A 24,391-nucleotide genomic window follows, 5' to 3' on the forward strand; every position below is an offset into this window, starting at 1 on the left:
GCAACCCGGAGCTGCGGGCGGAGTCAGGGCGGCCGGTGCCGCATCAAGGTGCGGCCGTCCCCGGCGACAGATGGCCCAGCGGCAACGGGCCATTGCGTTTGAACGTGGTGAGCACGATATTCGAGCGCACGCTGTCGACGCCTGGCACACGCATCAGCTTCTTCATCACGAACATCGATAGATAATTCAGATCGGGCGCGACAATGCGCAGGAGATAGTCGGCGTCGCCCACCACGGCATGACACTCCAGCACTTCAGGCAGCACATCAATCTGCTGTTGAAACTGCTCGATGATCGAATCGCCGTGGTGCTTCAACTTCAGACTGGTAAACGCGGTGACACCGAGCCCGAGCTTTTCGGGTCGCAGCACGACGCGATAGCCATCCACCACGCCCACCTGCTCCAGCCGCTGCAGACGCCGTCCAATCTGCGACGGCGACAGCGGCACCTGCTCCGCCAGTTGCTGATGCGTTGCACGGCCGAAGCGCTGAAGCACGTCCAGCAGCGCAAGATCGAAGTGATCGAGTTCTAACATGTTGGATATCCGCATTGAATGGCTTATTCATGCATGATTATTGCATGATCAGCCCATACGCCGCCATCATTGCGCCCATTCCGCACTGCCGCCGCTCTACACTTGCATCACCCATATATAAGCCGTCACCGTAGAGCGCAGCATCATGTCCACCGCCAATACCGCCAAACTGAAAGAGCAATTCGACGCCGGCCTCGAAACCCGCGCCGATTTCACCATCGACCAACCGACCGGGCGCTACGGCGCGGTCGACCATGCGGTATGGCAACAGCTTTACGCGCGCCAGACGGCGCTCCTCCACGGGCGCGTCTGCGACGAGTTCCTGGCCGGCGTCGACACCATTGGCATGCCCGCCGACCGCGTGCCCTCATTCGACGAAATCAACGCGAAGCTCACGCCCGCCACCGGCTGGCAGATCGTCGCCGTGCCCGGCCTCGTACCGGACCAGGTGTTCTTCGAGCATCTGGCGAATCGCCGCTTTCCCGTGACCTGGTGGATGCGCCGGCCGGACCAGCTCGATTATCTGCAGGAGCCGGACTGTTTTCACGATCTGTTCGGCCACGTGCCGCTGCTGATCAACCCCGTTTTCGCGGACTACATGCACGCGTACGGCCGCGCCGCGGTCGCGGCCCATGACGCCGGCGCCCTGCCGCTGCTCGCGCGCCTCTATTGGTACACAGTGGAGTTCGGGCTGATCCGCGACGCGGCCAGTCCGAACGGCGTGAAGATCTACGGCGCGGGCATCGTGTCGAGCAAGGGCGAGACGCTCTACAGCCAGCAAAGCGCCGCGCCGAACCGCCTCGGCTTCGATCTCGAACGGGTGATGCGCACGCGCTACCGCATCGACACGTTCCAGAAAACCTACTTTGTGATCGACGACTTCGCGCAATTGCTCAACATCGCGCAAACCGATTTCGCGCCGCTGCTGGCAAGGCTTGCCGCCGAACCGGCATTCGCGGCCGGCGACGTCCTCGAGCACGACCGCGTCATTACGCGCGGCTCGCAGGAAGGCTGGCTGGCCGACGGTGATATTTGAAAAGCGCGCCGGCTGCGGGCAGACGTCATCCGTGAAAAAATAGGGATGCGCACGCTCACCGGCGTGCCCGTTCGTATCCAATGAGGTAGCACCATGATTCAGAAACTGAGTTCCGAAGAACGCGCCACGCAGCTCGCCGGCTTGCAGGGCTGGCAAGCGGTGGCGGACCGCGACGCGATCCAGCGCCAGTTCAAATTCGCCGACTTCAACGAAGCATTCGGCTTCATGACGCGCGTGGCGATCAAGGCGCAGGAAATGGATCACCATCCGGAATGGTTCAATGTCTACAACAAGGTGGAGATCACGCTGTCCACGCATGAGGCCGGCGGCTTGACCGAGCGCGACATCAAACTGGCGAGATTTATCGACAGTATTACGGCGTAATACAAAAAAGCTGATACGTCTCAGGCGTGTTTATGCACCGGCCATCGAGCAATTTGGCAGCGATGAAAGGGCATTGCAGGTAATCCCTTGCCCAAACCTTCAGTTCTACAGGCTATTCTTAAGGTGCACGTAAGAATCCCACGCTTGCCTGGCAATCCCGTCTAAACGATCCAGTGATAGCGTGTGCTGACGCTGTACAATCAGCAGCGCATACGGCTTGGAGAGCGCGCTTGCCTCCTTGCACAGAACGAGTTCGTCGCCGCTCGAAGGTGAGCGGGCGCGCCAGAAGTTGATTGCGGCTTCCAGTTCGTGAATGCTTATCATGACTTCGTGATCGCTTTCAGGAAAACGCCGGGTTGTCCGAAGTTATCCTGGCCCTTCGGGAGACTGGTGCGATGTGACAGGTTGAGAAGCGCCCGGTTGGCGTTTCGAGGCCGCTCGATGCCTGCTTCGTGGCCGCTTCGTGCCAGTTCGGTACGGCCACGCCGCACGCTGCCTGTGCAGCAGGCGCCCCGGCGAACCGCTTGCCCAAACGCCTAACCCATTGTACTTGAGCGAAACTCATGCGACTCCTTCTGATCGAAGATGACCGCCCCATCGCACGCGGCATCCAAAGCAGTCTCGAACAAGCCGGCTTCACCGTCGACATGGTCCACGACGGCATTTTCGCCGAACAGGCCCTCACGCAAAATCGCCATGAGCTGGTGATCCTTGATCTGGGTCTGCCCGGCATCGACGGCATGACGCTGCTCTCGCGCTTCCGTCAGAGCAATCGTCACACGCCGGTGATCATCCTCACCGCGCGCGACGAACTGAACGACCGCGTGCAGGGCCTGAATTCCGGCGCCGACGACTACATGCTGAAGCCGTTCGAGCCCACCGAGCTCGAAGCGCGCATCCGCGCGGTCATGCGCCGTAGCGGTCCGCACGGCGATATGCCGCGTCCGGAAGTGTCGCTGGGCGGTGTGCGCCTGTCGGGCGTCGATCGCCGCATTTTCAACGACGACAAGCCGCTCGAACTCTCGCCGCGCGAATTCGCCGTGCTCGAAATGCTGCTGCTGCGTCATGGCCGCGTGGTCAGCAAGGCACAGCTGCAAGACCATCTGACGCATTTCGGCGGCGATCTCGGCGACACCGCGATCGAGGTCTATGTGCACCGGGTTCGTAAAAAGCTCGAAAACTGCCGTGTCGAGATCGTCACGGTACGCGGCTTCGGTTATCTGTTGCAGGAAATCCGTCAGGCCGCATAATCGTCGTGAAGGCCGCACGCTACGTTGCGGCCTGACGACGCCAGACCGGCGCCGCGCACCCGGTGCGCACTTCGCCGGCATCCGGCGACATTTCGCGGTGCTTGCGCCGTTGCTACTTTCCCGCGCGTTCGATCATGCCCCAGCCGGCCGCCAATAGTCTGCGCCGCACGCTGCTGCGGCGCCTCGCTGCTCCCCTTTCGCTGCTCGCACTTATGAGCGGCCTGATCGCCTACTGGCTGGCGTGGCAGTACACGCAGCACGTGGTCGACCGTTCGCTCGCCGATCTTGCCACCGCGATCTCCAAACAGATCCAGATTGCCGGCCCGGATGCACGCATCACGGTGCCGCCGCTCGCACAGGCCATGTTCTCGGACCCGGTCGAGCACCTCGTCTACCGCATCAGCACCGGCGAAACGGAAATTGCCGGCGATCACAATCTTCCGCTGCAAGGCACGAGCGTGCGGCGCATGCATTACGCGTACGTATTCGAAACGCAGCATCAAGGCGTGACGGTGCGAGTGGCGCAGGTCCGGGTCGATCAGCCGACGGGTAATCCGATCGTCGTCGAAGTCGGTCAGCCGGTGCATCACCGGTTTCGCATTGCCGCCGAGTTTCTGGTCGCGATCATGATGCCGCTGCTGTTGCTGCTGCTGGCGGGCTGGGTGATCGTATGGCGCGTGGTCAATCAGCAGCTCAATCCGCTTACCGATCTTGCCGATTCGCTGAACCGGCAAACCCACACGTCGCTCGAACCGGTCGATGAAACCTATGTGCCGGTCGAAATTCGCCCGCTGACCGGCGCGTTGAATGCGTTGCTCGGCCGCTTGAAAACGGCGCTCGACGGTCAGCGCAAGTTCATCGCCGACGCCGCGCATCAACTCCGCACGCCGCTCACCGCTGTCAAGCTGCATGCGGAGCAGGCGGCCATCGCGCGCGATCCGCAGCAAACCCTGGCCGCCGTGCGTGAACTGCGCGCCGCGGCTGATCGTGCCGTGCGGCTATCCAATCAACTGCTCTCGCTCGCGCGTGCCGAGCCGGGCGAACAGGCGGCTCGCTTCGTCAACGTGGACATGGCCGCGCTCGCGTTCGACACGGGCGCCGAGTGGGTGCCGCGTGCGTTGACGTTCCACGTCGACCTCGGTTTCCAGCGTCTGGACGACCCCAGCAACGGCCATCCGTTGATGGCGCGCGGCAATCCCGTGCTGCTGCACGAAGTACTCGCCAATCTGCTGGATAACGCGCTCAAATACGTGCCGCCGTCGCGCTTCGATGGCGGCCGCATCACGGTAACGGTGTCGCAAACGGTGATCGACGAATCGCGCATGGCGGAGATCATCGTCGAAGACAACGGGCCGGGCGTGCCGCGCAACCAGCAGGCCGATCTATTCAAGCGGTTCTTCCGCGGCGACGGTCAGACCGACGCCGGCGTGGATGGCGGCGCCGGTCTGGGCCTCGCGATCGTCCACGACATCATGGTGCTGCATCACGGCAGCGTGCATTACGAGGATGCCCCGGAAGGCGGCGCACGTTTCATCGTGCGCATTCCGCTCGTGCCGGTCACTGTTCAGAGCGATGTGGAGGTGGTTGAACCGAGACGCCAGGCAAAAAAATCGGCGCACTCGGCGCCGTTGGATATTTGACTGTCTGCAAGCTCGACGGGCGTCTGAATCAATCGCCAACGTGATCGATCAGACAGCCCAAACATCATTTCTTCTTCGCTTTCTTCGCCGACGTTTTGCCCTTGGCCGCCGACTTCCCGGACTTGCCCTTCTCCTTCTCCGGCGCCGCCAGCATCGTGCCGCGGCACTTGCGCGCGCCGCAACGGCATTCGTATTCCTTCTTGAGCTTCTTGGTCTGACGCGCGTCGATCACGAGGCCGTAATCGTAAAAGACCTCCTCGCCTTCCGCGATATCGCGCAATGCATGCACGTATACGTGACCGTCGATTTCTTCGGCTTCGCAGTTCGGCGCGCAGGAATGGTTGATCCAGCGCGCGCTATTGCCGTTCACTTTGCCGTCGATGACCTTGCCGCTGTCGAGTGCGAAATAGAACGTGTGATTCGGTTCGGCCGGATTATGCGGATGACGGCGCAGCGCTTCTTTCCAGGAGATCCGCTCGCCTTTGTATTCGATCAGGCGCTCGCCGGCCGCAATCGGTTCGAGGGCAAACACGCCTTTGCCGTGCACACCCGAACGGCGCACGGCGATCCTGCGTGAACTCATTGAATGAATCCTTGTGAAGAACTGGGGGTGAAGTTTGGCAGCCGTCGAAAATGCCCGCGTCTCGCGCGCTGCTTTTTTCTGCCGCGGATAGCAAACGCGGCGCCTTGCGAGCGCCGCGTCGACCTGCGACGCACGTGCGCCACAACCGGCATCCTACACGCTGAAGACGGCTTCGTTCAACCGTCAAAAAGACGCGCGCCGTTGACGGCTGGCCAACTTCACCGTTGTCCGAACGAAATGTCGCCGAACAATGCCTTTTGCTCGCGCGGTTGCGAACGCCAGTACTGCGGCGGCGCTTCGACCGTCGCGCCGAGCTGCGCCGCGGCGTGCCACGGCCAACGCGGGTTGTACAGCAACGCACGGGCCATCGCGATCAGGTCGGCGTCGCCGTCTTCGATCAGTTGTTCGGCATGCAACGGGTCGGTGATGAGGCCCACGCCGATGGTCGTGAGGCCGGTTGCTTTCTTAACCGCCTTGGCAAAGGGGATCTGATAACCCGGTTCAAGCGGAATCTTCTGCAACGGCGAGACGCCGCCGGAGGACACGTCGATCCAGTCGCAGCCGCGCTTTTTCAGCTCCTGTGCGAACGCGATGGTGTCTTCCAGCGTCCAGCCGCCTTCGACCCAGTCCGTCGCGGAGACACGCACGCCGACCGGTTTGTCGGCGGGAAAGGCAGCGCGCACGATATCGAAGATTTCAAGCGGAAAGCGCATGCGGTTTTCCAGCGAGCCGCCGTAGTCGTCGTCGCGCTGATTGGCGATCGGCGAGAGGAACTGATGCAGCAGATAGCCGTGCGCCGCGTGCACTTCCAGTCCATCGACACCGAGCCGCGCGGCACGCCGAGCCGAGGCCGCGAATGCTTCGCGGATGCGGTTCAGCGCAGGCGTGTCGAGCGCCAGCGGCGGTTCTTCGCCGGCCTTGTGCGGCAACGCGGACGGCGCGAGCGGCAGCCATCCGCCTTGCGACACCGGAATCAGCTGGCCGCCTTCCCACGGCGCGTGGCTCGACGCCTTGCGCCCGGCGTGCGACAACTGCATCGTGACCTTGATGTGCGAATGCTTGCGGATCGCGGCCAGCACGGGCACGAGCGCGGCTTCGGTGACGTCGTCCCACAGGCCGAGATCGCCTGGTGTGATGCGACCGTCCGGCTCGACCGAGGTCGCCTCGATGCACAGCATGCCGGCACCGGATAACGCCATGCTGCCGAGATGAATCATGTGCCACGCGGTTGCCTCGCCACGGTCGGCGGAATACTGGCACATGGGGGACACGACGATACGATTGGGAAGCGTCACGCTACGCAGCGTGAGCGGAGAAAAAAGCGCGCTCATGGATTACGCCCAGTAGAAACCCGAGAGCGATCGAGCATAGCACCGCAAGTGATTTAGTGCTGGCCCATAGCCATTCAGGGTTTCGCCTCGACCTGATCGAGCCACTCGCCGAACATCCGGCACGCGGCGGCTTCGAGCGCGGGACCGAACTTCGCGGTCTCGGCCCGCAACTGGCGCGCGTCGATGCCGTGGCCAACCAGTTCGCCCGCGTTGCCGATCAGCCAAGGCTCGAAGCGATCCGTCCGGATCTCCGGATGACACTGCAGACCCAGCACATGATTGCCCCAGGCGAACGCCTGGTTTTCGCAAGCCGGCGTCGACGCAAGCCGCGTTGCCTTGTCAGGCAGATCGAAGGTATCGCCGTGCCAATGCAGCATGGAGGTCTGCGCGCCGTCCAGATGACGGACCGGCGAAGCGCGGCCGGCGTCGGTCAGCGTAAGCTGCGACCAGCCGAGTTCGGTTCGACCCGCGGGATAGACGCGAGCGCCAAGAGCACGCGCGATCAATTGAGCGCCGAGACAGATGCCGAGAGTCGGCAAACCCGCAGCGATGCGTTTTTCGATCATGGACAGCAACGGCACGAGCGTCGGATAAAGCGCGTCGTCGGTTGCGCTGATCGGGCCGCCGAGCACCACCATCAGCGATGCGGAAACCGGATTCGGCGCTTCGATGCGGGCAAAGCCCACGTCGAGATAGCGGACCGGGCGCCCGCGCTCGCCGAGCACCAGCTCAAGACTGCCCAGATCCTCGAAGTGCACGTGGCGAATGGCCAGAACTTCGCGATTCATCGGCCTGTCCCACCTTCAGGTTGACTAAAGACTTGCCGTCACGCGGCACCAGTCGGCTGACGGGCGGCAAACGCCGCCCGCTGAAGCCGGCCTGGCAGTGTAGCGGATTGTCCCGGAAGAAGCCGCCTTATTGGGCGAAGATCTTCCAGGTCTTCTTCTGGGTGGCGACGTCGGCCATCTCATACACCGAGCAGTCGAGGCGCAGATCCGTATCCGACATGTTCAGGTCGAGCAATGCGCAATGATGCGGCGTCTTCTTCGGGTTCTTGCTCGGCTCGAAATGCGTGCAGCTCAGACACATGCGGTGCGGTGGAATCGTGCCTTGCGCTTCCAGCTGATGAACCGTCTTGAGCAGCGTGCGATAGAACACAGCCTGCTCGTCCTCGCGCAGCGTGCCGACCGCCTTGGCCAGGAAGTCCGGCCATTGCGCCGCGCGCTTTGCGGCCGTACGGCCACGGGCCGTCAGGCGGACCGCGAGGGCACGGCCGTCGTCGAGAGCACGGCGCTTTTCGACCAGTCCTTTGGTTTCGAGCGTGCTGACTGCATCACTTGTCGTCGCGGCGGTAAGCGCCGTTTCGCGGGCAATTTCGCCGAGACGCATCGGGCCTTTGCGCTGCATCAGCAAGACCAGAATTTCGCCCTGGGTGGGTGTCAGGCCAGCGCCCTCCGCCCATTCCCAAGCCTGGCTCCGCATCGCCGTGCTCAATCGCAATAGGCTGTGGGTCACCCGCCCGGTCGCCTGTTCTCCGTATACGCCTTCGCTCATAATCTTCGATTGGTTTATTTACAGCTTTCGTACGACGCCGGCGAACTGCTTGCCGACCGCGCCCGTAGCCTGTGTGGGGTAGCCTCGCCCAACTGCGGACAAGACGGTTTTCTACTATCTCAAAAATTTACCGCCTTGCAAGGCAAAGCAGCGGAAACGACATTCTATGCGAGAGCGGCGAATCGTACAGCTAAGTTATCCAACACAAGTTGTGGATAACCACGGGAAAACTCAGGGATGGCTTGTGCGCCGATTCTTGATAAGCACCCAAGCCTGATCCGCCTGTCACAAAGTTGTCCTCGTATACCGGCGCCCATGCACCCTCGATCAGCGCAGTTATGGTTTACGCAGCGCATTGACTTTGCAGGGAATTATTCAGTTGTCCACAGGCAGATGCAATGCTTGTTAACTACTACTACGTTTGTATACATTAACGGTATAAAAACCTATGGCACGCCGAGCTGGAAAATTAATTTATTGAAAAAAACCCGCTCGAGGCGGGTTTCCTTACGATTTCACGCGGGCCATCAGCCCGCGGTTAGGCCCGCCACTGCAAACACTGCTGCCTGACCGCTTCATGCAGAGACTTTTCCCGTTCGACGACACCGCGTAACCAGGTTGCATCATTCACCTGACCGCGAGCGATCGCGCCGATCTCGGCAAGCGCATTGCCCGAACCCAACGCTTCGGCGTGCGGAGCAATCAGATCCAATGTTTCGAGGATGTCTTCGGAAATCGTCTTGCGCTCGCCCGTTTGCGGATTGATGCAGATCCCGGCCAGGCCGAAGCGGCATGCTTCGAAACGATTGAACGTGTAGACGAGGTAATCGTCTTCTTGCGGCGTGATTGGTTTGTCGAGCAGCAGATGCCGGGCGAGCGTCTGGATGTAGCAGGCAATCGCCGCTGCGCGATCCACGGACAACGGCGTGTCCATCACACGAACTTCGATCGTGCCGAAACCCGGCTTCGGCCGGATGTCCCAGTAGAAATCTTTCATGCTGTTGACGACGCCGGTGTGGACCATCTTCGAGAAATATTCCTCGAAACTGTCCCACGTCAGGACGAACGGCGCGCGGCCCGACAGCGGGAACGCGAACACGGAATTCAGTCGTGCCGAATGAAAACCGGTATCGACACCCTGCACGAACGGCGACGACGCGGACAACGCAATGAAATGCGGAATGAAGCGCGACATGGAATGCAGCAGATAGAGCGCGCTGTTCGGATCCGGGCAGCCGATATGCACGTGCTGGCCGAACACCGTGAATTGCTTGGCAAGATAGCCGTACAACTCGGAGAGATACTGAAAACGCGGCGTATCGACGATCTGCCGCTCGCTCCATTGCTGGAACGCATGCGTGCCGCCGCCGCACAAACCGACGTTCAGATGATCCGCGGCGGAAACCAGCGTGTCGCGAATCTTGCGCAAGTCGGCGACGGCCTGCTCGTGCGTCGTGCAAATGCCGGTCGACAACTCGATCATGCTTTCGGTGATTTCCGGCGTGATGTTGCCGGGGATCTTTTCGTCCTTGATGAGGCGCAGCAGATCCGAGCCGGCTTTGGTCAGATCATAGTCATGCGTATTGACGATCTGCATCTCGAGTTCGACACCGAAGGTGAACGGTTTCGAATCGATGAAGGGTTCGAGTGACATGGCGTCCCCTGAGTCAGGTCGGCCGGGCGTGGGTCACATGCCCGGCCGTTTTTGAATCGAATATAAGTTGCAAAAAGCGTGTCGAAGATCGAGCTTCGAGCAGCACAACGCGCTCTTTGCCTCGCGCCGACTATTCGCGCCGCTCAGCGACCAGCGCCAGGCTGCGATAGACGAGCCACGGCCCGAGAATTTGCAGCACGAAAATGGAACACATCACGATCGCGCGCAGTTGCGGATCGAAGTTCGGATACAGGTTGTAGGTGTCGTCGACCAGCAGATACGCAAGCGCCGACATCGGCGATAAGGATAGACCGAGCGCCATCCCCTGCTTCCAGTTCAAGCCGCTCGGCTTGGCGAACGCCAGCACGCCCACCAGTTTCGCCACGAGGCGCGCAACAATCAGACCCAGCGCCGCGACGCCGCCGAGCGCGATGTCTTTCCATTCGAACGAAGTCAGCGTCAGCACGAACAGAATCACGGTCAACAACCAGCCGGCCGTGCCGAAGTGCTCCGGCCACAACTGCGGACGCGCTTCATGATTCTTCACGATGATGCCCGCGGCCAGCAACGCAAGAATGGTCGACAGCTTGAACAGATGCGCGACCGCGATAGCCAGCAGCACCAAGCCGAACAGCGCGACGAACGAGTGCTCGTCCTGCATGTTCAACCGTCGATAGAAGAATGTGCAGGTACGCGCGAGCAGATACGCGAGCACGAGCGAGCCGACCAGCAGATAAAGCGGTTGCAGGATGGTCGCGAAAACGTTGCCGTACATCTCCTGATGCAGCCAGCTCGATACGAGCTTTTCGATCACCACGGCATACATGCTGTTCAGCGCGGTCAGGGTCAACAGACGCTGGGTCACCTGGCCTTCCGCGCGCAATTCCGTTTTCAGCTGAATCACCATGGCCGGCGACGTTGCCATGGCGATCGCGGCGAGCACGGTTGCCACCATCAGCGGCACGTTGAGGAACAGCAAAACCGGCAACACGAGCGCGAAAGTCAGCGTGGCTTCGGCGACGCTCGACAGAATCAGCCACGGATTCCGACGGATCCAGCGCAAATCGAGCCGGCTGCCGAGTTCGAACAGCAACAAACCGAGCGCGACATCAAGCAGCGGCCGCGCGGCGCTCGCGGAATCCGCATCGATCACGCCCGATCCGGCCGCACCGGCGATCAGACCAATCACCGCATAACCGGAAATGCGCGGTAAACGCCACGCGCGATAGCACAGCTCACCGCACAGGCCGGCGGCGAGCAATGCGAGACCAGCCCAAAAAATGGCGTCGGGTGAAAGCGGCCAGGCTGGAAAAAATGAAAACGCCGAATTCATCGTAATGGGTTCTCCTTAGCAGCAACGGCAGGCGACACGAACCGGCACGAACACCGGCGAGCGGGGTGGGCACATGAAGCGCTCACTGTCGCGATCGCTTCGCGTGGCCAGCGTTGCGAGTTTTTCAACGATCGGATGATCTGAATGCCCGGCAGCAGTAAGGAACCTGGCGCATTCGGGGTGCGGCCGTAGCAACCGGCACGGTGATAGAGCGCCGTCGACTTTGAATCAGATTCTGATTGAGTGGCACCGTTCCGTTTGCTGCGTGTGCCGCTGTAGAGACAGGGCACGACGCGGAAAAGAACGGCGATTGTGCCATAGCTTTTTCAGCCTTGACCGAAAAGGCGCGAACATGCTGGCAAAACGGTAAAAACGTACGTTATCTCGCTGGCGTGAGGAAAAACCGACCGTTTTTAGCGGGAATCCCGCCGGTCAAACGGCTAGTTTGATCACGGCAGATGTGCTTTTCGGGACATCGCGGCGGGAGTTTTGCACGGGTTCAGAAGCGGTCCGAGCTACGCCGATAAGCTCTGCACCCCCCACGGTCTTTCTGTTTACAGGTTTACCGTATGTATACGTAGTAACAGTTAACAAGGTGCCTCGGTTTCTGTGGATAACTCCTGTTTACCGAAACGAATCATCGCTTTGCCGACGGCATAACCGGATGCACAGCATGTGCGGGAGCGGCGCGTATACAAGGGCAACTTTTGGCGATTTTCGGCGACGGCCAAGTTACCCCGTTTACGTCCACAACGGTTCCACACCTGTTGCGCCGGTAAACCAAGCGGTTATCCACAACTTTCAGTGGACAACTCATCTGGCGAACCGGCTGGGCGGGGCCTGCGGTTAACGCACCGTTCCCTGACGCAATGCGCGCAACAGGAAGCGCGCCGGGTCGATGTCTTCAGCCAGATCCCGTTCAAGCGGCCAAGGTTCGCCTTCGAGTTGCGAAGCGATGAGTTCCGCGCCGAGCGCCGCCCATACGAGGCCTCGTGAACCGTACGCAAAGGCGCCGTAGAGGCCATCCGTCCGCGGCAGATCAAGTGGCCACGCGCCACGCAGACGCGGCGCGTCAAGCGCAGCCTGCGCTTCGTCGGCGAGCTGGCCGATCATCGGCATGCGATCGCTGGTGACGCAGCGGAACGCGACGCGTCCCGCGAAGTCCGCCGATTTAGCCCGTTCGACGACATCCCCGAACGCCGGCAGCATCTGCGCGACGCGCTCAAGGTTTTCCTTGTGGCCGTCCGCGCGCAACGATGTGTCGGGGTCGTCGAGTTCATACGTGGCGCCGGTCAACGTGCCACCGTCCGCCAGCGGCACCGCGTAGCCTTCGCCGATTACGGGCATCTGAAGCGGCGGCAGCACGGTGCCGGCCGGCAGCAAAGTGAGTTGACCGCGAATGCTGCGAGTCGGAGCATGCTGCAAACCGGCGATGCGCGCGGCATCGTGTGCAGTGGCGACGATGACCACCGGCGCACGCACGATGGCCTCGCCCGATGTATCGAATACGGTCCATTGACCGTCGGACCGCTCGATTCGCGCGACGTCCACACCGAAGCGGCGCTCCAGTAGTGACCCCGCTGCGGCACATTGCGCGGCGCATAGCGACGCCGGGTCGATCCAGCCACCGTGTGGAAAGAACCATCCACCGCGCGCGAGCGGCATGCCGGCGAGCCGCTGCGCTTCATCTGAAGAGACGGGCGTGACGTAGTCGGACGGATAGCCGAATGCCGCGATCGCTTCGCTGATCGAACGGGCCTCGTCGTCGTCCGCGGCGATCTGCAATAGGCCCTGGCCGCCGCGCAACGGCGCGTGACCGAGCCGCTCGAGCGCGGCCCAACGGCTGAGCGCATACAGAAAGCCGGCACGCGTGACGCGTGACGCGACGCTGTCGTCGCGCGAAATCATGGGATGGAACACGCCGGCCGGATTGCCCGATGCCTCCTGCGCGACCGAGGCGTGCCGCTCCAGCGACGTGATGCGCCAGCCGCGCGCGGCGAGCCGCTCGATCACGGCGCAGCCGGCCAGCCCCGCGCCGATCACCACCGCATGCCTTTCGTCGACCGCGAGCGGCGCCGGCGGCTCGTGACGGCGCACGCGCCAGCGCGGCGCGAAATGGCCGACCAGCATCGCCCGTTTCCAGCCAAAGCCGTCCACCTTGCGGTACTCGAAGCCGCATTGCGTCAACGCGCGCTTGATGTCGCCAGCGCTACTGTAAGTGGCGAACGTGGCGCCCTCGCCTGCCAGCCGCGCGAGCGCCTTGAAGATCATCGGAGTCCAGAGCTCGGGATTCCTGGCGGGCGCGAAGCCGTCGAGATAAAACGCATCGGCGCGTAGCCTCAAGGCCGGCAGGCGCTCCTGCGCGTCGCCGAAGACGAGCGTGAGCACCACGCGCCCTTCATCGAATTCGAGCCGATGCGTGCCGGGAACGAGCATCGGCCAGGCGTTCGCGAGCGCTTGCGCGAGAGAGGCAATCTCCGGGTCGGAAATCGTCGCCGCAATCACCTTGCGCAAATCGCCGACTGTAAAGGGATGCTTTTCGGTCGACACGAAATGCAGCCGCTCGCACCGCGACGGGTCGGTGCGCCACGCGGCCCAGGTCATCAGAAAATTGATGCCCATGCCGAAGCCGGTCTCCAGCACGGTGAAAATGCGACGGCCCTGCCACCGATCGGGCAGCGAATTGCCGTGCAGGAATACGTATCGAGCCTGTTCGAGACCGCCTACGGCGCTGTGATAAATGTCGTCGTAAAGCGGCGAAAAAGGTGTGCCGTTGTCGCGAAAAGCGAGGCCGGCAGGGATCAGCGGATCGGTCATGCGCGACGGAAAATGACGCTCGGAAAAATGCCCCCGCACCTGTCGCTTCGCGCCAGGCCCCGCGAGGGAGATGAGAAAACTTGGGGCAAGCCGGCGTCTTCGCACACGCGGTCGAAGCTTGCCTTCCGCGCGCACAGCTCGCCGGACGGCGAAAAAGACCCGCCGAACGTTGGCAAAAACCAACGCCAAGCCCCGTCCATACTAGGTTTCAGGCCTCGGTTGAAGGTTGCCGAGCGCAAAAATTGCGATTTCCTTGCGATATCGACCCCGGAACCGCGTAAATCTTCGAAACCCTTGTCCTGATTGGGTTTGCGCTGCGCTATCATAGCAAGCGCCGCGACGGGAGCGGCAGCACGGCCGACGGGCAGTCATCTGTCCGGCGCTATTGGTCCGGAGGGGATCCGGAGCCGGCGCTGCTCGACGGCGCGGCCCGCGCACGTATAATCGGCGCGTTCGCGCTGTTCGTGTCAACCTAAACTCAGAAAGGAACCTTAATGAACAAACAGGAACTGATCGACGCTGTCGCAGGACAGACGGGCGCCAGCAAGGCTCAAACCGGTGAAACGCTGGACACGTTGCTTGAAGTGATCAAGAAGTCTGTGTCGAAGGGTGATGCGGTCCAGTTGATCGGCTTCGGCAGCTTCGGTTCGGGCAAGCGCGCAGCGCGTACGGGGCGTAACCCCAAGACCGGCGAAACTATCAAGATCCCGGCCGCCAAGACCGTCAAGTTCACGGCTGGTAAGGCGTTCAAGGATGCAGTCAACAAGCGCTAAGCAGATTACTGCCAGGCAGTTGACACCCGCCAACGGCGGGTTTTTTTTCGCCCGCGCAATGTGGATGCGAAAGCCGCGACGGGCGTCGCGGCGCGATTGGGCCGAGCGGCGAAGACCGTTCAATTCAGTCGTGACGATGCACGATCTCGCCGTGGCCATGACCGTCGTGATCGTGACCGTGACCGTGGTCATGATGATCGTGGTCGTCTTCGTCGAAGTCCCAGGCCGGGAACGGATCGGCGAACTGCTCCCAGGCTTGCGGTCCCTGCGCGTATTCATCGTCGGTCAGCAGGCACGCGTCGAACTTCGCTTTCCAGACCGCGGCGTCGATGCCGACGCCGATCATCACCAGTTCCTGGCGACGGTCGCCGATGCTCAGATCGTCCGGATCGCCGTACCAGTCCGCGGCGATTTCGGCGGCCAACTCGTCGTCGCCTTCCGGCCACTCGCTGCGATCTTGAGCGGCCCACCACATGCCCGCCGGACCGTGCCGGCAAGCACCGCCCGCCTGCGAGAGCGAACCGGCGATATCGTTACGCGTGGCGAGCCAGAAGAAACCCTTGCTGCGCAATACACCCTTCCACTCCTGATGCAGCAGCGCCCACAGGCGTTCCGGATGAAACGGCCGGCGCGCCCGGTAAATGAAGTTGCCGATGCCGAATTCGTCCGCCTCGCCGTGATGAGCATGACCGTGCTCGTGGTCATGCTCATGATTGAGCGATGTTAGCCAGCCCGGCGCGCTTGCCGCCTCGTCGAAATCGAAGCGGCCGGTGTTTAGCACCTGCTCAAGCGGCACGTCGCCAAAACGCGCGACCACTTGCACTGCGCGCGGGTTGATCCGACCGAGAATGCGCTGCAGGCGCGTGAGTTCGTCCGCGCTCACCAGATCGGCCTTGTTCACCACCAGCACGTCGCAGAATTCGATCTGCTCGATCAGCAACTCGACCAGCGTGCGGTCGTCTTCCTCGGTCGCGGCGATGCCGCGCTCGGCGAGCGCGTCGGCCGAACCGTAGTCGCGCAGGAAATTGAACGCATCGACCACGGTCACCATTGTGTCGAGGCGCGCAACGTCGGCGAGCGACGCGCCTTCATCGTCGACGTAGGCGAAGGTCTCGGCGATCGGCATCGGCTCGGCCACGCCGGTCGATTCGATCAGGATCGCGTCGAAACGCTGCTCGCCGGCCAGCCGCTTGATCTCGACCCGCAGGTCGTCGCGCAGCGTGCAGCAGATGCAGCCATTCGACAGTTCGACGAGTTGCTCCTCGACGTGAGAAAGCGCGGCGGCATCGCGCACGAGCGTCGCGTCGATATTGACGGCGGCCAGATCGTTGACGATCACGGCCACGCGCAAACCCGCGCGATTCGCGAGGATGTGATTCAGGAGCGTGGTCTTGCCGGCGCCCAGAAAACCGGAGAGCACGGTGACGGGCAGTAGCGGCTGGTTCATCGCAGTACGGAGAAGCTAGGGATTGGAAGGCACGCCGGGCGCGGCGCCGCATGACTGCGGACCGCAACGAGGTCGAGCCTCGGCGACGGCACGAAGCCGCATTGTGCATCAAAACGGGCGGAGTTCGCGTGATGTGGCCGGATCAGCGTGCAGCCGGCATCAGATTCCACTTGCGCAGGATCGCGGCGATCTGCTGCGCGTACTTGTCGCGCAGCGTCGGCGTTTCGGAGTGGTAGGCACCGATGGCCTGCCAGGTGTTGCCGTACTTGTTCATCTGACGGCGCAGATGCCACGCCGCTATATAGACGTTCTTGCACGGCTCCATTAGCGTGCCTTGCGAGATGCCATACTGGGCGAGCACGGGCAGATGGATCGAATTGATCTGCATCACGCCGTAGTCGGTCGAGCCATTTGCATTTTTATGCGTTGCGTCGGGACGATTGTGCGACTCCTGCCACGCAATTGCGCGCAGAATCAAGGGGTTGACCTTCTGATACTTCGCCGCTTCGTCAAAGCAATCGGCGCGTGCTGACCCTGCTGCTATCAGCAGGGCAAGTCCCACGGCGGCGGTGACGAAGCTTCGTTTCATCAGTCAAGACCACTAAGCAAAGCGCAAGAGTAAGGTTCGGTAAGGCATCGTATCGGCCATACTTCAGCCGCTGACGGTCGTCGGGCCACAGGCCTGAGGTTTGTCGGACATCGGGGAAAACCCGCGTCGGCAACTCGCAACCAGGGACTCGAACGGCTCGTATCATACCGGCAGGCGGACCCTCGTCAAGTTGGCTAACCGACATAAGGGAGCAGAAAACGAAGCGTTTTTGCGCCCAATCGTCTGACTTTCCGTTGGCTTTCAATTGTTTGACAACAGGCGGCGATTTCTAGAGAAATCGCGCAAGACAGTTCGTTTTGTGACAAATCAGACATGAAAAACTGTTACTGTTCATTTTTTTCGGACATCGGACGGCCGCCGACGAGGGCGAAAATCGTCCGCGAGGCTGGCCGGCAGACCGTCAGAGCGGCGGCCTGCTCGCATGTCCGCACTGCATGACCGTCGACAGCTAGGGCTGTCGGCATCGAAACCTTATTCCATGAGAAGAAATCGTATGGCTTTGCGTCGCGTCGCAACGGCGCTGCTGGTGGCTGGCTTGATCACCGCGCAGACAGCACAGGCACAGGTGACACTGAACTTCGTCAACGCGGACATCGACCAGGTGGCCAAGGCGATTGGCGCGGCAACCGGCAAAACGATCATCGTCGACCCGCGTGTGAAAGGTCAGTTGAATCTCGTGTCGGAGAACGCGGTGCCTGAAGATCAGGCACTGAAAACCTTGCAGTCCGCCTTGCGCATGCAGGGCTTCGCGCTCGTGCAGGACCACGGCGTACTGAAAGTCGTGCCCGAGGCCGACGCAAAGCTGCAAGGCGTGCCGACCTATGTCGGCAATACGCCTACGGCGCGCGGCGACCAGGTCGTCACGCAGGTATTCGTTCTGAAGAACGAATCGGCCAACAATCTGCTGCCGGTGCTGCGTCCGCTCATCTCGCCGAACAATACCGTCGCGGCCTACCCAGCCAACAACACGATTGTAGTCACTGACTACGCCGACAACGTGCGGCGTATTGCCCAGATCATCCAGGGTGTGGATTCCGCGGCGGGCCAGTCGGTATCGGTGGTGCAACTGAAGAACGCGAATGCGATCGACATCGCCACGCAACTCAACAAGATGCTCGACCCGGGTTCGATCGGCAGTACCGACGCGACGCTGAAGGTATCGGTCACCGCCGACCCGCGCACCAACTCGCTGCTGATCCGCGCGTCGAACGGGGCGCGCCTCGCGGCCGCGAGGACTCTGGCGAAGGAACTCGATACGCCGACCACCATGCCCGGCAACATTCACGTCGTGCCGCTGCGCAACGCGGACGCGACGAAGCTCGCGAAGACCTTGCGCGGCATGTTCGGCAAAGGCGGCGAGACCGGCTCGTCGAGCAACTCGAACGACGCGAATTCGTTCAACCAGAACAACACCGGGGGCATAGGCGGCAACAATTCGACGGGCTCGTCGGGTACGCCGCCGCTGCCGTCGGGCGGACTCGGCAGCAGCTCTCTGGCTTCGCCGATGGGCGGCAGCGGCAGCGGCGGCGGATACGGCGCGGGCGGTTCCAATAACGGCGGGTTCGGCAACGAGAAGGACAAGAGCGACGACAATCAGCCAGGCGGCATGATCCAGGCGGATTCCGCGACCAACTCGCTGATCATCACGGCGGCCGAGCCGGTGTACCGCAATCTGCGCGCGGTGATCGACCAGCTCGACGCACGTCGCGCGCAGGTCTATCTCGAGGCGTTGATCGTCGAGTTGAACTCGAACACGAGCGGCAACCTCGGCATTCAGTGGCAGGTGGCGAACAATTCGATCTTCGCCGGCACGAACCTGCAGACCGGATCGAGCAACAGCATCATCAACCTGACGGCGGCCGCCGCAGCGGCCGGCACCACCGGCGGGCTTGCCACCGCGCTCGGCAACGGGGCTTTGCAGCAGGGCCTGAACGTCGGCTGGATTCACAACATCTTCGGTGTGCAAGGACTCGGCGCGCTGCTGCAGGCGCTGTCGCAGACCGCCGACGCGAACGTGCTGTCCACGCCTAATCTCATTACGCTCGACAACGAGGAAGCGAAGATCGTCGTCGGTACGAACGTGCCGATTCAGACGGGTTCATATTCGAATCTGACGAGCGCGACGGCGACTTCGGCGTTCAATACCTACGACCGCGTCGACGTCGGTCTGACGCTGCACGTGAAGCCGCAAATCACGGACGGCGGCATTCTCAAGCTGCAGCTCTACACGGAAGACTCGGCGATCGTCACTGGCACGAACAACGCGGTGACCAACCCGGCCGGCCCCGAATTCACCAAGCGTTCGATCCAGTCGACGGTGCTCGCCGATAACGGCGAGATCATCGTGCTGGGCGGCTTGATGCAGGACAACTACCAGGTCAGCAACAGCAAGGTGCCGCTGCTCGGCGATATTCCGTGGATCGGCCAGCTGTTCCGCTCGGAACAGAAGACCCGCAACAAGACCAACCTGATGGTGTTCCTGCGCCCTGTGATCATCAGCGATCGCGGTACGGCTCAGGCCGTGACGTCGAATCGCTACGACTACATCCAGGGCGTGCAGGGCGCGTACAAGCAGGACAACAACCTGATGAAGGACAACGACGATCCGGTGGTTCCGCCGATGCCGATCGGTCCGAGCCAGGGTGGTTCGCCCGCGATGAATCTGTTCGATCTCGACAAGATGCGCCGTCAACAGTTGGCGCCGCCGCCGGCTAACGGCGGAGCGCCCACGAATGGCGGCGCCGCTACCAACGGTAACGCCGTGCAGAGCAGTCCGGCCACCGTCGGGCCTGCCATACAGAGCAGCCCCGTCACCGTGACGCCGTCCACCGCGTCGCCTGGAGTGCGGCCGTGAGCACGCCGTCCACGCCGCCGTCAGCGTCTGCTACGCCAGCCGCAACGCGAGCCGGTGCCGCAACACTACCGCCCGCCGGCGCGACGGAGCATGCCGGGCGCGAGGCGCCCTCCGCCATCGCCGCGCGCCTCGTGCCGTACGGCTTTGCCCGTGCCGGCCAGATTCTGGTCGCGCATCAGCATGCGGACAGCCTCGAGGTCTGGATCAGCGAACGCACGAGCGACGCCGCGCTGTCCGAAGTAGCGCGTAACTTCGGCGCGGTGTCGATCGTACGGCTGCCCGCCGACGAGCTCACGCAGGCAATCAACCAGGCGTATGCGCGCCAGGACGGCAGCGCTGCGCAGGTGGTCGGCGAAGTGGAAGGCGAAGTCGATCTCTCGCGCCTGATGCAGGACATTCCCGAAGTGGAGGATCTGCTGGAGTCAGAAGACGACGCCCCGATCATCCGCATGATCAATGCGCTGCTCACGCAAGCGGCGCGCGAGCAGGCGTCGGATATTCATATCGAGCCGTTCGAGACTTCTTCCGTCGTGCGCTTTCGCGTCGACGGTACGTTGCGCGACGTCGTGCGGCCGAAGAAAGCGCTGCACGGCGCGCTGATCTCGCGGATCAAGATCATGGCGCAGCTCGATATCGCCGAAAAGCGTTTGCCGCAGGACGGCCGTATCACGCTGCGCGTGGGCGGCCGTCCGGTCGACGTGCGCGTCTCCACGCTGCCGACCGGCCACGGCGAACGCGCGGTGCTGCGTCTGCTGGAAAAAGACGCGTCGCGCCTGAACCTCGAAGCGCTCGGCATGGCGTCGGATACGCTCGGCAAGTTCGACAAGCTGATCGGCAGGCCGCACGGCATCGTGCTGGTGACCGGCCCGACCGGTTCCGGTAAAACGACCACGCTGTATGCGGCCATGTCACGGCTCGAAACCGCGACCACGAACATCATGACGGTCGAGGATCCGATCGAATACGACCTGTCCGGCATCGGCCAGACGCAGGTCAACGAACGGATCGGCATGACCTTCGCGCGGGCGTTACGCTCGATTTTGCGGCAGGATCCGGACGTCATCATGATCGGTGAAATCCGCGACCTCGAAACCGCGCAGATCGCGGTGCAGGCGTCGTTGACGGGCCACCTCGTGCTGGCCACGCTGCACACGAACGACGCGGCATCCGCCGTGACGCGTCTGACCGACATGGGTGTCGAACCGTATCTGCTGGCGTCATCGCTGCTCGGCGTGCTGGCGCAGCGGCTGGTGCGGCGCCTGTGCCCGATATGCCGCGAAGAGCGTGTCGAGGAAGACGGCAGCGTGCGCTATCACCCGGTCGGTTGCGACCGGTGCGGCCATTCCGGTTATGCGGGACGCCGCGGCGTCTACGAATTGCTGCTGATCGACGACGACATCCGCACGCTCGTTCACCGCAACGCAGCCGACGCGGAGATTCTCGCGGCCGGCCGTGCGCAAGGCATGCGCACGCTGCGCGAAGATGCGGACCGCTGGCTCGCCTCCGGGCTGACATCGCTCGAAGAAGTGATCCGCGTCACGGGCGGAGCATAAGCGCATGCCGGCATTTCGTTTCGAAGCGATCGACGCGGCGGGCAAGGCGCAAAAAGGCGTGCTCGACGCGGACAGCGCGCGCGGCGCGCGGACCAATCTGCGCTCGCAAGGACTGACGCCGCTCGTCGTGGAACCGGCGGCCACGCGCACGCGCGGCGAGCGCAATCAGCGGCTGTCGCTGGGGCGGCGTCTGTCGCAACGCGAGCAGGCGATCCTGACGCGCCAGCTCGCCAGCCTGCTGATTGCGGGCCTGCCGCTCGACGAAGCGCTCGCGGTGCTGACGGAGCAATCGGAGCGCGACTACATTCGCGAACTGATGGCGTCGATTCGCGCGGAAGTGCTCGGCGGCCATTCGCTGGCCAATGCACTGACGCAGCATCCGAAAGACTTCCCCGAGATTTATCGCGCGCTGGTCGCGGCGGGCGAACATACCGGCAAGCTCGGTCTCGTGCTGTCGCGGCTCGCCGACTACATCGAGCAACGCAACGCGCTGAAGCAGAAGATCGTGCTCGCGTTCACGTACCCGACCATCGTCACGATCATCGCTTTCGGCATCGTCACGTTTCTGTTGAGCTACGTCGTGCCGCAGGTGGTGAACGTGTTCGCCAGCACCAAGCAGCAACTGCCCTTCCTCACCATCATGATGATGGCGCTCTCCGGATTCGTGCGGAACTGGTGGTGGGCGATGCTGATCGGCGTGGCCGTGCTGGTGTACCTGGTGCGCTCGGTTCTGAGGCAGCCCGGTCCGCGCCTCGCGTTCGACCGTTGGCTGCTCACCGCACCGCTGCTCGGCAAACTCGTACGCGGCTATAACACGGTGCGCTTTGCCAGCACGCTCGGCATTCTCACCGCGGCGGGCGTGCCGATTCTGCGCGCGCTGCAAGCCGCCGCCGAAACGCTCAGCAACAACGCGATGCGCGAGAACATCGACGATGCGATCGTGCGGGTGCGTGAAGGCACGTCGCTGTCGCGCGCGCTCGGCAATACGAAGACTTTTCCGCCCGTGCTGGTTCACCTGATCCGTTCGGGCGAAGCGACCGGCGACGTGACCACGATGCTCGACCGCGCGGCCGACGGTGAAGCGCGCGAACTCGAACGCCGCACGATGTTCCTGACGAGTCTGCTGGAGCCGTTGCTGATTCTGGCGATGGGGGGCGTGGTGCTGGTGATCGTGCTGGCGGTGATGCTGCCGATCATCGAATTGAACAACCTGGTGCAGTAGGAGTGGATTGCGCGATTACCGCGAAGGGTCACCGCGCAATCCATTGAAGCGACGCTGCTGTTCAGCGCCTGAGCTTCAGCGCACGTAGATCGTCGGGCCTGCGGGATTGGCCGGCAGGAACACTTCGGAATGCGCGCCATTGCGGTCGATGATGATCGAGCGGGCGCGGACTTCGGAGAGTTTGGTGCCTTTCATCAGCGCGCTGCCGAGCGACACCGCATGCGGCGGTTCGCCGCCCACGCTGACGATGGCCGCGGCGCCTTCCCGCAAAGCGAGGATGCCGAACAGCCGCACGTCCTGGTTGGCGTTGCGCGTGAGCTGGCCGCCGAATAGCGTGGCAGCCTGCTCGGTCGAGATCTGCGCGTGCGCGGCGGCTGCAGGCAACGGCGCACCGGACAACGTGCTGAGCGTGATGACCCAGTAGGTGAGCGTCGCGCAGAACACGGCGAACAGCGCGAGCGACAGAAGGCGGATTTGGATGGCGTTCATGCGCATCATTGTACGGACTATTGTGAAAATTGCGTTGGGCTGAAAGCGCCTTCTCACGACCCTTCAACTGCATGACATTAAAATGACCGGCCGGGCGTGTTCAATGGCACCCTGATTGCCAAAACGCGAATCCCGCCGAGTCAAAAATTTCACCTGAAAAGAGGTAGCAAGCTATGCAACTGTCGACCACTCGCCGTCATGACATCGCGGGTCCGCGCAGCCGTCGTCAACGCGGGTTCACGCTGATCGAAATCATGGTCGTGATCGCGATTCTGGGCATTCTGGCCGCGTTGATCGTGCCGAAGATCATGAGCCGTCCCGACGAAGCGCGCCGTGTCGCCGCCAAGCAGGACATCGGCACGATGATGCAGGCGCTAAAACTCTATCGTCTGGACAACGGCCGTTATCCGACGCAGGAGCAGGGCTTGCGCGCGCTGATCGAAAAACCGGCCACGGACCCGGTGCCGAGCAACTGGAAAGACGGCGGTTACCTGGAGCGTCTGCCGAACGATCCGTGGGGTAACGCTTACCAGTATCTGAATCCGGGCGTGCACGGCGAGATCGACGTGTTCAGCTACGGCGCTGACGGCAAAGCGGGCGGCGAGGGCAACGACGCCGACGTCGGCTCGTGGCAGTAGGCGCTCGATGAGCTGGTGTTTTCATGCGTGCGGTGGGATTGAACCTCGCACGTTCCCGTCGATGCATCGTCGTTTGATTTTGAGTTGATCGTTCGTGGCCGGCACTATGCGATTGCCCCCTTGCAAGTCCCGTGTGGACACGCCCTGTACGGCTCCGTTGCCGCGCGCGGCGCGGGCCGGCGTGCGCTCGCAAGGCGTGCGTCACCCGCGTGAGGCGGGCCGGCCCGGCGGCGGCAAACGCGCGGCGGGTTTCACACTGCTCGAAATGCTGGTGGTGCTGGTGATTGCGGGCCTGCTGGTGTCCTTGACCGCGTTGACGATGACACGCAATCCGCGCACCGATCTGAACGAGGAAGCGCAGCGTCTCGCGCTGCTGTTCGAATCGGCTGGCGACGAAGCGCAGGTGCGCGCGCGGCCGATCGCCTGGCAACCGCTCGATGGCGGCTTTCGCTTCGACTTGCGTACCGAAGACGGCTGGCGTCCGCTGCGTGACGATCTGCTGGGACCGCGTCGCTGGGAAGGTGGCGTGACCGGCGTGAGCATCAGCTATCCGGGTTCGGATTCGCAGCCCAGCCGTATCGTATTCGGCACCGAGGCGATCGACGTGCCCGTGCAGATCACGCTGTTTTCGGCAGCCGGGAGCGCGACGATAGTCGGCACCGGCAATGGCCGCTACGAGGTGCACTGA

At 62.6% G+C, this 24,391-nt stretch carries 22 protein-coding genes; 10 read left to right on the forward strand and 12 right to left on the reverse strand.

Translation table 11 applies throughout. From position 1 onward, the window contains the following. Positions 1-43: 43 nt before the first annotated feature. A complete protein-coding gene (locus tag B0G81_RS25450; RefSeq protein ID WP_134138779.1) occupies positions 44-535 on the reverse strand; it encodes an Lrp/AsnC family transcriptional regulator in 492 nt (163 codons plus the stop codon). 145 nt (positions 536-680) lie between these two features. On the opposite strand from B0G81_RS25450, the gene phhA reads away from it, so the two are divergent. Together phhA and B0G81_RS25460 are read left to right on the forward strand one after the other, a co-directional pair. Then, positions 681-1,571, forward strand: coding sequence for a phenylalanine 4-monooxygenase (phhA, locus tag B0G81_RS25455; protein ID WP_134138783.1), 891 nt, complete (start codon positions 681-683; stop codon positions 1,569-1,571). 93 nt (positions 1,572-1,664) lie between these two features. Continuing rightward, positions 1,665-1,955, forward strand: coding sequence for a 4a-hydroxytetrahydrobiopterin dehydratase (locus B0G81_RS25460; protein WP_134138788.1), 291 nt, complete (start codon positions 1,665-1,667; stop codon positions 1,953-1,955). A gap of 105 nt (positions 1,956-2,060) precedes the next feature. Here B0G81_RS25460 and B0G81_RS25465 read toward each other — a convergent pair whose 3' ends face one another. Next, positions 2,061-2,279 (reverse strand): DUF3717 domain-containing protein, encoded by a 219-nt coding sequence (locus tag B0G81_RS25465; RefSeq protein ID WP_134138791.1) that lies wholly within the window; start codon positions 2,277-2,279, stop codon positions 2,061-2,063. Positions 2,280-2,518: 239 nt separating this feature from the next. On the opposite strand from B0G81_RS25465, the gene B0G81_RS25470 reads away from it, so the two are divergent. Both B0G81_RS25470 and B0G81_RS25475 read left to right on the forward strand, forming a co-directional pair. Continuing rightward, positions 2,519-3,205: a response regulator transcription factor gene (locus tag B0G81_RS25470; protein WP_013590077.1), complete on the forward strand. Its 687-nt coding sequence runs from the start codon at positions 2,519-2,521 to the stop codon at positions 3,203-3,205. Positions 3,206-3,339: 134 nt separating this feature from the next. Further along, a complete protein-coding gene (locus B0G81_RS25475) occupies positions 3,340-4,845 on the forward strand; it encodes a sensor histidine kinase (RefSeq protein WP_116119677.1) in 1,506 nt (501 codons plus the stop codon). 64 nt (positions 4,846-4,909) lie between these two features. On the opposite strand, the gene B0G81_RS25480 is transcribed toward B0G81_RS25475, so the two are convergent. The 7 genes from B0G81_RS25480 to mnmC form a co-directional block, all read right to left on the reverse strand. Beyond that, positions 4,910-5,428: an SET domain-containing protein-lysine N-methyltransferase gene (locus B0G81_RS25480; RefSeq protein WP_106284893.1), complete on the reverse strand. Its 519-nt coding sequence runs from the start codon at positions 5,426-5,428 to the stop codon at positions 4,910-4,912. Positions 5,429-5,646: 218 nt separating this feature from the next. Further along, positions 5,647-6,759, reverse strand: a complete 1,113-nt coding sequence (locus tag B0G81_RS25485) for an NADH:flavin oxidoreductase/NADH oxidase (RefSeq protein WP_116118581.1) — start codon at positions 6,757-6,759, stop codon at positions 5,647-5,649. A gap of 74 nt (positions 6,760-6,833) precedes the next feature. Further along, positions 6,834-7,547 (reverse strand): glutamine amidotransferase, encoded by a 714-nt coding sequence (locus B0G81_RS25490; RefSeq protein WP_134138793.1) that lies wholly within the window; start codon positions 7,545-7,547, stop codon positions 6,834-6,836. 127 nt (positions 7,548-7,674) lie between these two features. After that, positions 7,675-8,313 carry a MarR family winged helix-turn-helix transcriptional regulator gene (locus tag B0G81_RS25495; protein ID WP_106284896.1) on the reverse strand — a complete coding sequence of 213 codons (639 nt, stop codon included), beginning with the start codon at positions 8,311-8,313 and terminating at the stop codon, positions 7,675-7,677. 538 nt (positions 8,314-8,851) lie between these two features. After that, the gene (locus B0G81_RS25500; RefSeq protein WP_134138799.1) at positions 8,852-9,967 is read right to left on the reverse strand and encodes a YbdK family carboxylate-amine ligase; all 1,116 of its coding nucleotides are present in this window, start codon (positions 9,965-9,967) and stop codon (positions 8,852-8,854) included. A 130-nt stretch (positions 9,968-10,097) separates the two neighbouring features. Continuing rightward, complete coding sequence (locus tag B0G81_RS25505; RefSeq protein WP_106284898.1) at positions 10,098-11,300, reverse strand: cation:proton antiporter; 1,203 nt, start codon at positions 11,298-11,300, stop codon at positions 10,098-10,100. A gap of 846 nt (positions 11,301-12,146) precedes the next feature. Beyond that, positions 12,147-14,117, reverse strand: coding sequence for a bifunctional tRNA (5-methylaminomethyl-2-thiouridine)(34)-methyltransferase MnmD/FAD-dependent 5-carboxymethylaminomethyl-2-thiouridine(34) oxidoreductase MnmC (gene mnmC, locus B0G81_RS25510; RefSeq protein WP_134138803.1), 1,971 nt, complete (start codon positions 14,115-14,117; stop codon positions 12,147-12,149). 494 nt (positions 14,118-14,611) lie between these two features. Between mnmC and B0G81_RS25515 the strand changes: the two genes are divergently transcribed. Further along, complete coding sequence (locus B0G81_RS25515) at positions 14,612-14,890, forward strand: HU family DNA-binding protein (protein ID WP_006050811.1); 279 nt, start codon at positions 14,612-14,614, stop codon at positions 14,888-14,890. Positions 14,891-15,014: 124 nt separating this feature from the next. Here the strand turns inward: B0G81_RS25515 and B0G81_RS25520 are convergent, their stop codons facing one another. Both B0G81_RS25520 and B0G81_RS25525 read right to left on the reverse strand, forming a co-directional pair. After that, the gene (locus B0G81_RS25520; RefSeq protein ID WP_134138810.1) at positions 15,015-16,337 is read right to left on the reverse strand and encodes a GTP-binding protein; all 1,323 of its coding nucleotides are present in this window, start codon (positions 16,335-16,337) and stop codon (positions 15,015-15,017) included. A 142-nt stretch (positions 16,338-16,479) separates the two neighbouring features. Beyond that, positions 16,480-16,926, reverse strand: coding sequence for a lytic transglycosylase domain-containing protein (locus tag B0G81_RS25525; RefSeq protein ID WP_134138816.1), 447 nt, complete (start codon positions 16,924-16,926; stop codon positions 16,480-16,482). A 514-nt stretch (positions 16,927-17,440) separates the two neighbouring features. On the opposite strand from B0G81_RS25525, the gene gspD reads away from it, so the two are divergent. The 3 genes from gspD to gspF are packed head-to-tail and all read left to right on the forward strand — an operon-like array spanning position 17,441 to position 22,576. Next, positions 17,441-19,801: a type II secretion system secretin GspD gene (gene gspD / locus B0G81_RS25530; RefSeq protein WP_134138821.1), complete on the forward strand. Its 2,361-nt coding sequence runs from the start codon at positions 17,441-17,443 to the stop codon at positions 19,799-19,801. After that, positions 19,798-21,354, forward strand: a complete 1,557-nt coding sequence (gene gspE / locus B0G81_RS25535; RefSeq protein WP_134138826.1) for a type II secretion system ATPase GspE — start codon at positions 19,798-19,800, stop codon at positions 21,352-21,354. Before gspD ends, gspE begins: the two co-directional genes overlap by 4 nt. 4 nt (positions 21,355-21,358) lie before the next feature. Further along, positions 21,359-22,576, forward strand: a complete 1,218-nt coding sequence (gene gspF, locus B0G81_RS25540) for a type II secretion system inner membrane protein GspF (RefSeq protein WP_106284904.1) — start codon at positions 21,359-21,361, stop codon at positions 22,574-22,576. 75 nt (positions 22,577-22,651) lie between these two features. On the opposite strand, the gene B0G81_RS25545 is transcribed toward gspF, so the two are convergent. Then, complete coding sequence (locus B0G81_RS25545) at positions 22,652-23,065, reverse strand: general secretion pathway protein GspC (RefSeq protein ID WP_106284950.1); 414 nt, start codon at positions 23,063-23,065, stop codon at positions 22,652-22,654. Between the two features lie 173 nt (positions 23,066-23,238). On the opposite strand from B0G81_RS25545, the gene gspG reads away from it, so the two are divergent. Next, positions 23,239-23,703 carry a type II secretion system major pseudopilin GspG gene (gene gspG, locus B0G81_RS25550; protein WP_106284905.1) on the forward strand — a complete coding sequence of 155 codons (465 nt, stop codon included), beginning with the start codon at positions 23,239-23,241 and terminating at the stop codon, positions 23,701-23,703. 106 nt (positions 23,704-23,809) lie between these two features. Next, a complete protein-coding gene (locus B0G81_RS25555; protein WP_134138830.1) occupies positions 23,810-24,391 on the forward strand; it encodes a GspH/FimT family pseudopilin in 582 nt (193 codons plus the stop codon).

The organism is Paraburkholderia sp. BL6665CI2N2 (assembly GCF_004366535.1).
In the GTDB taxonomy this organism is placed as follows: domain Bacteria; phylum Pseudomonadota; class Gammaproteobacteria; order Burkholderiales; family Burkholderiaceae; genus Paraburkholderia.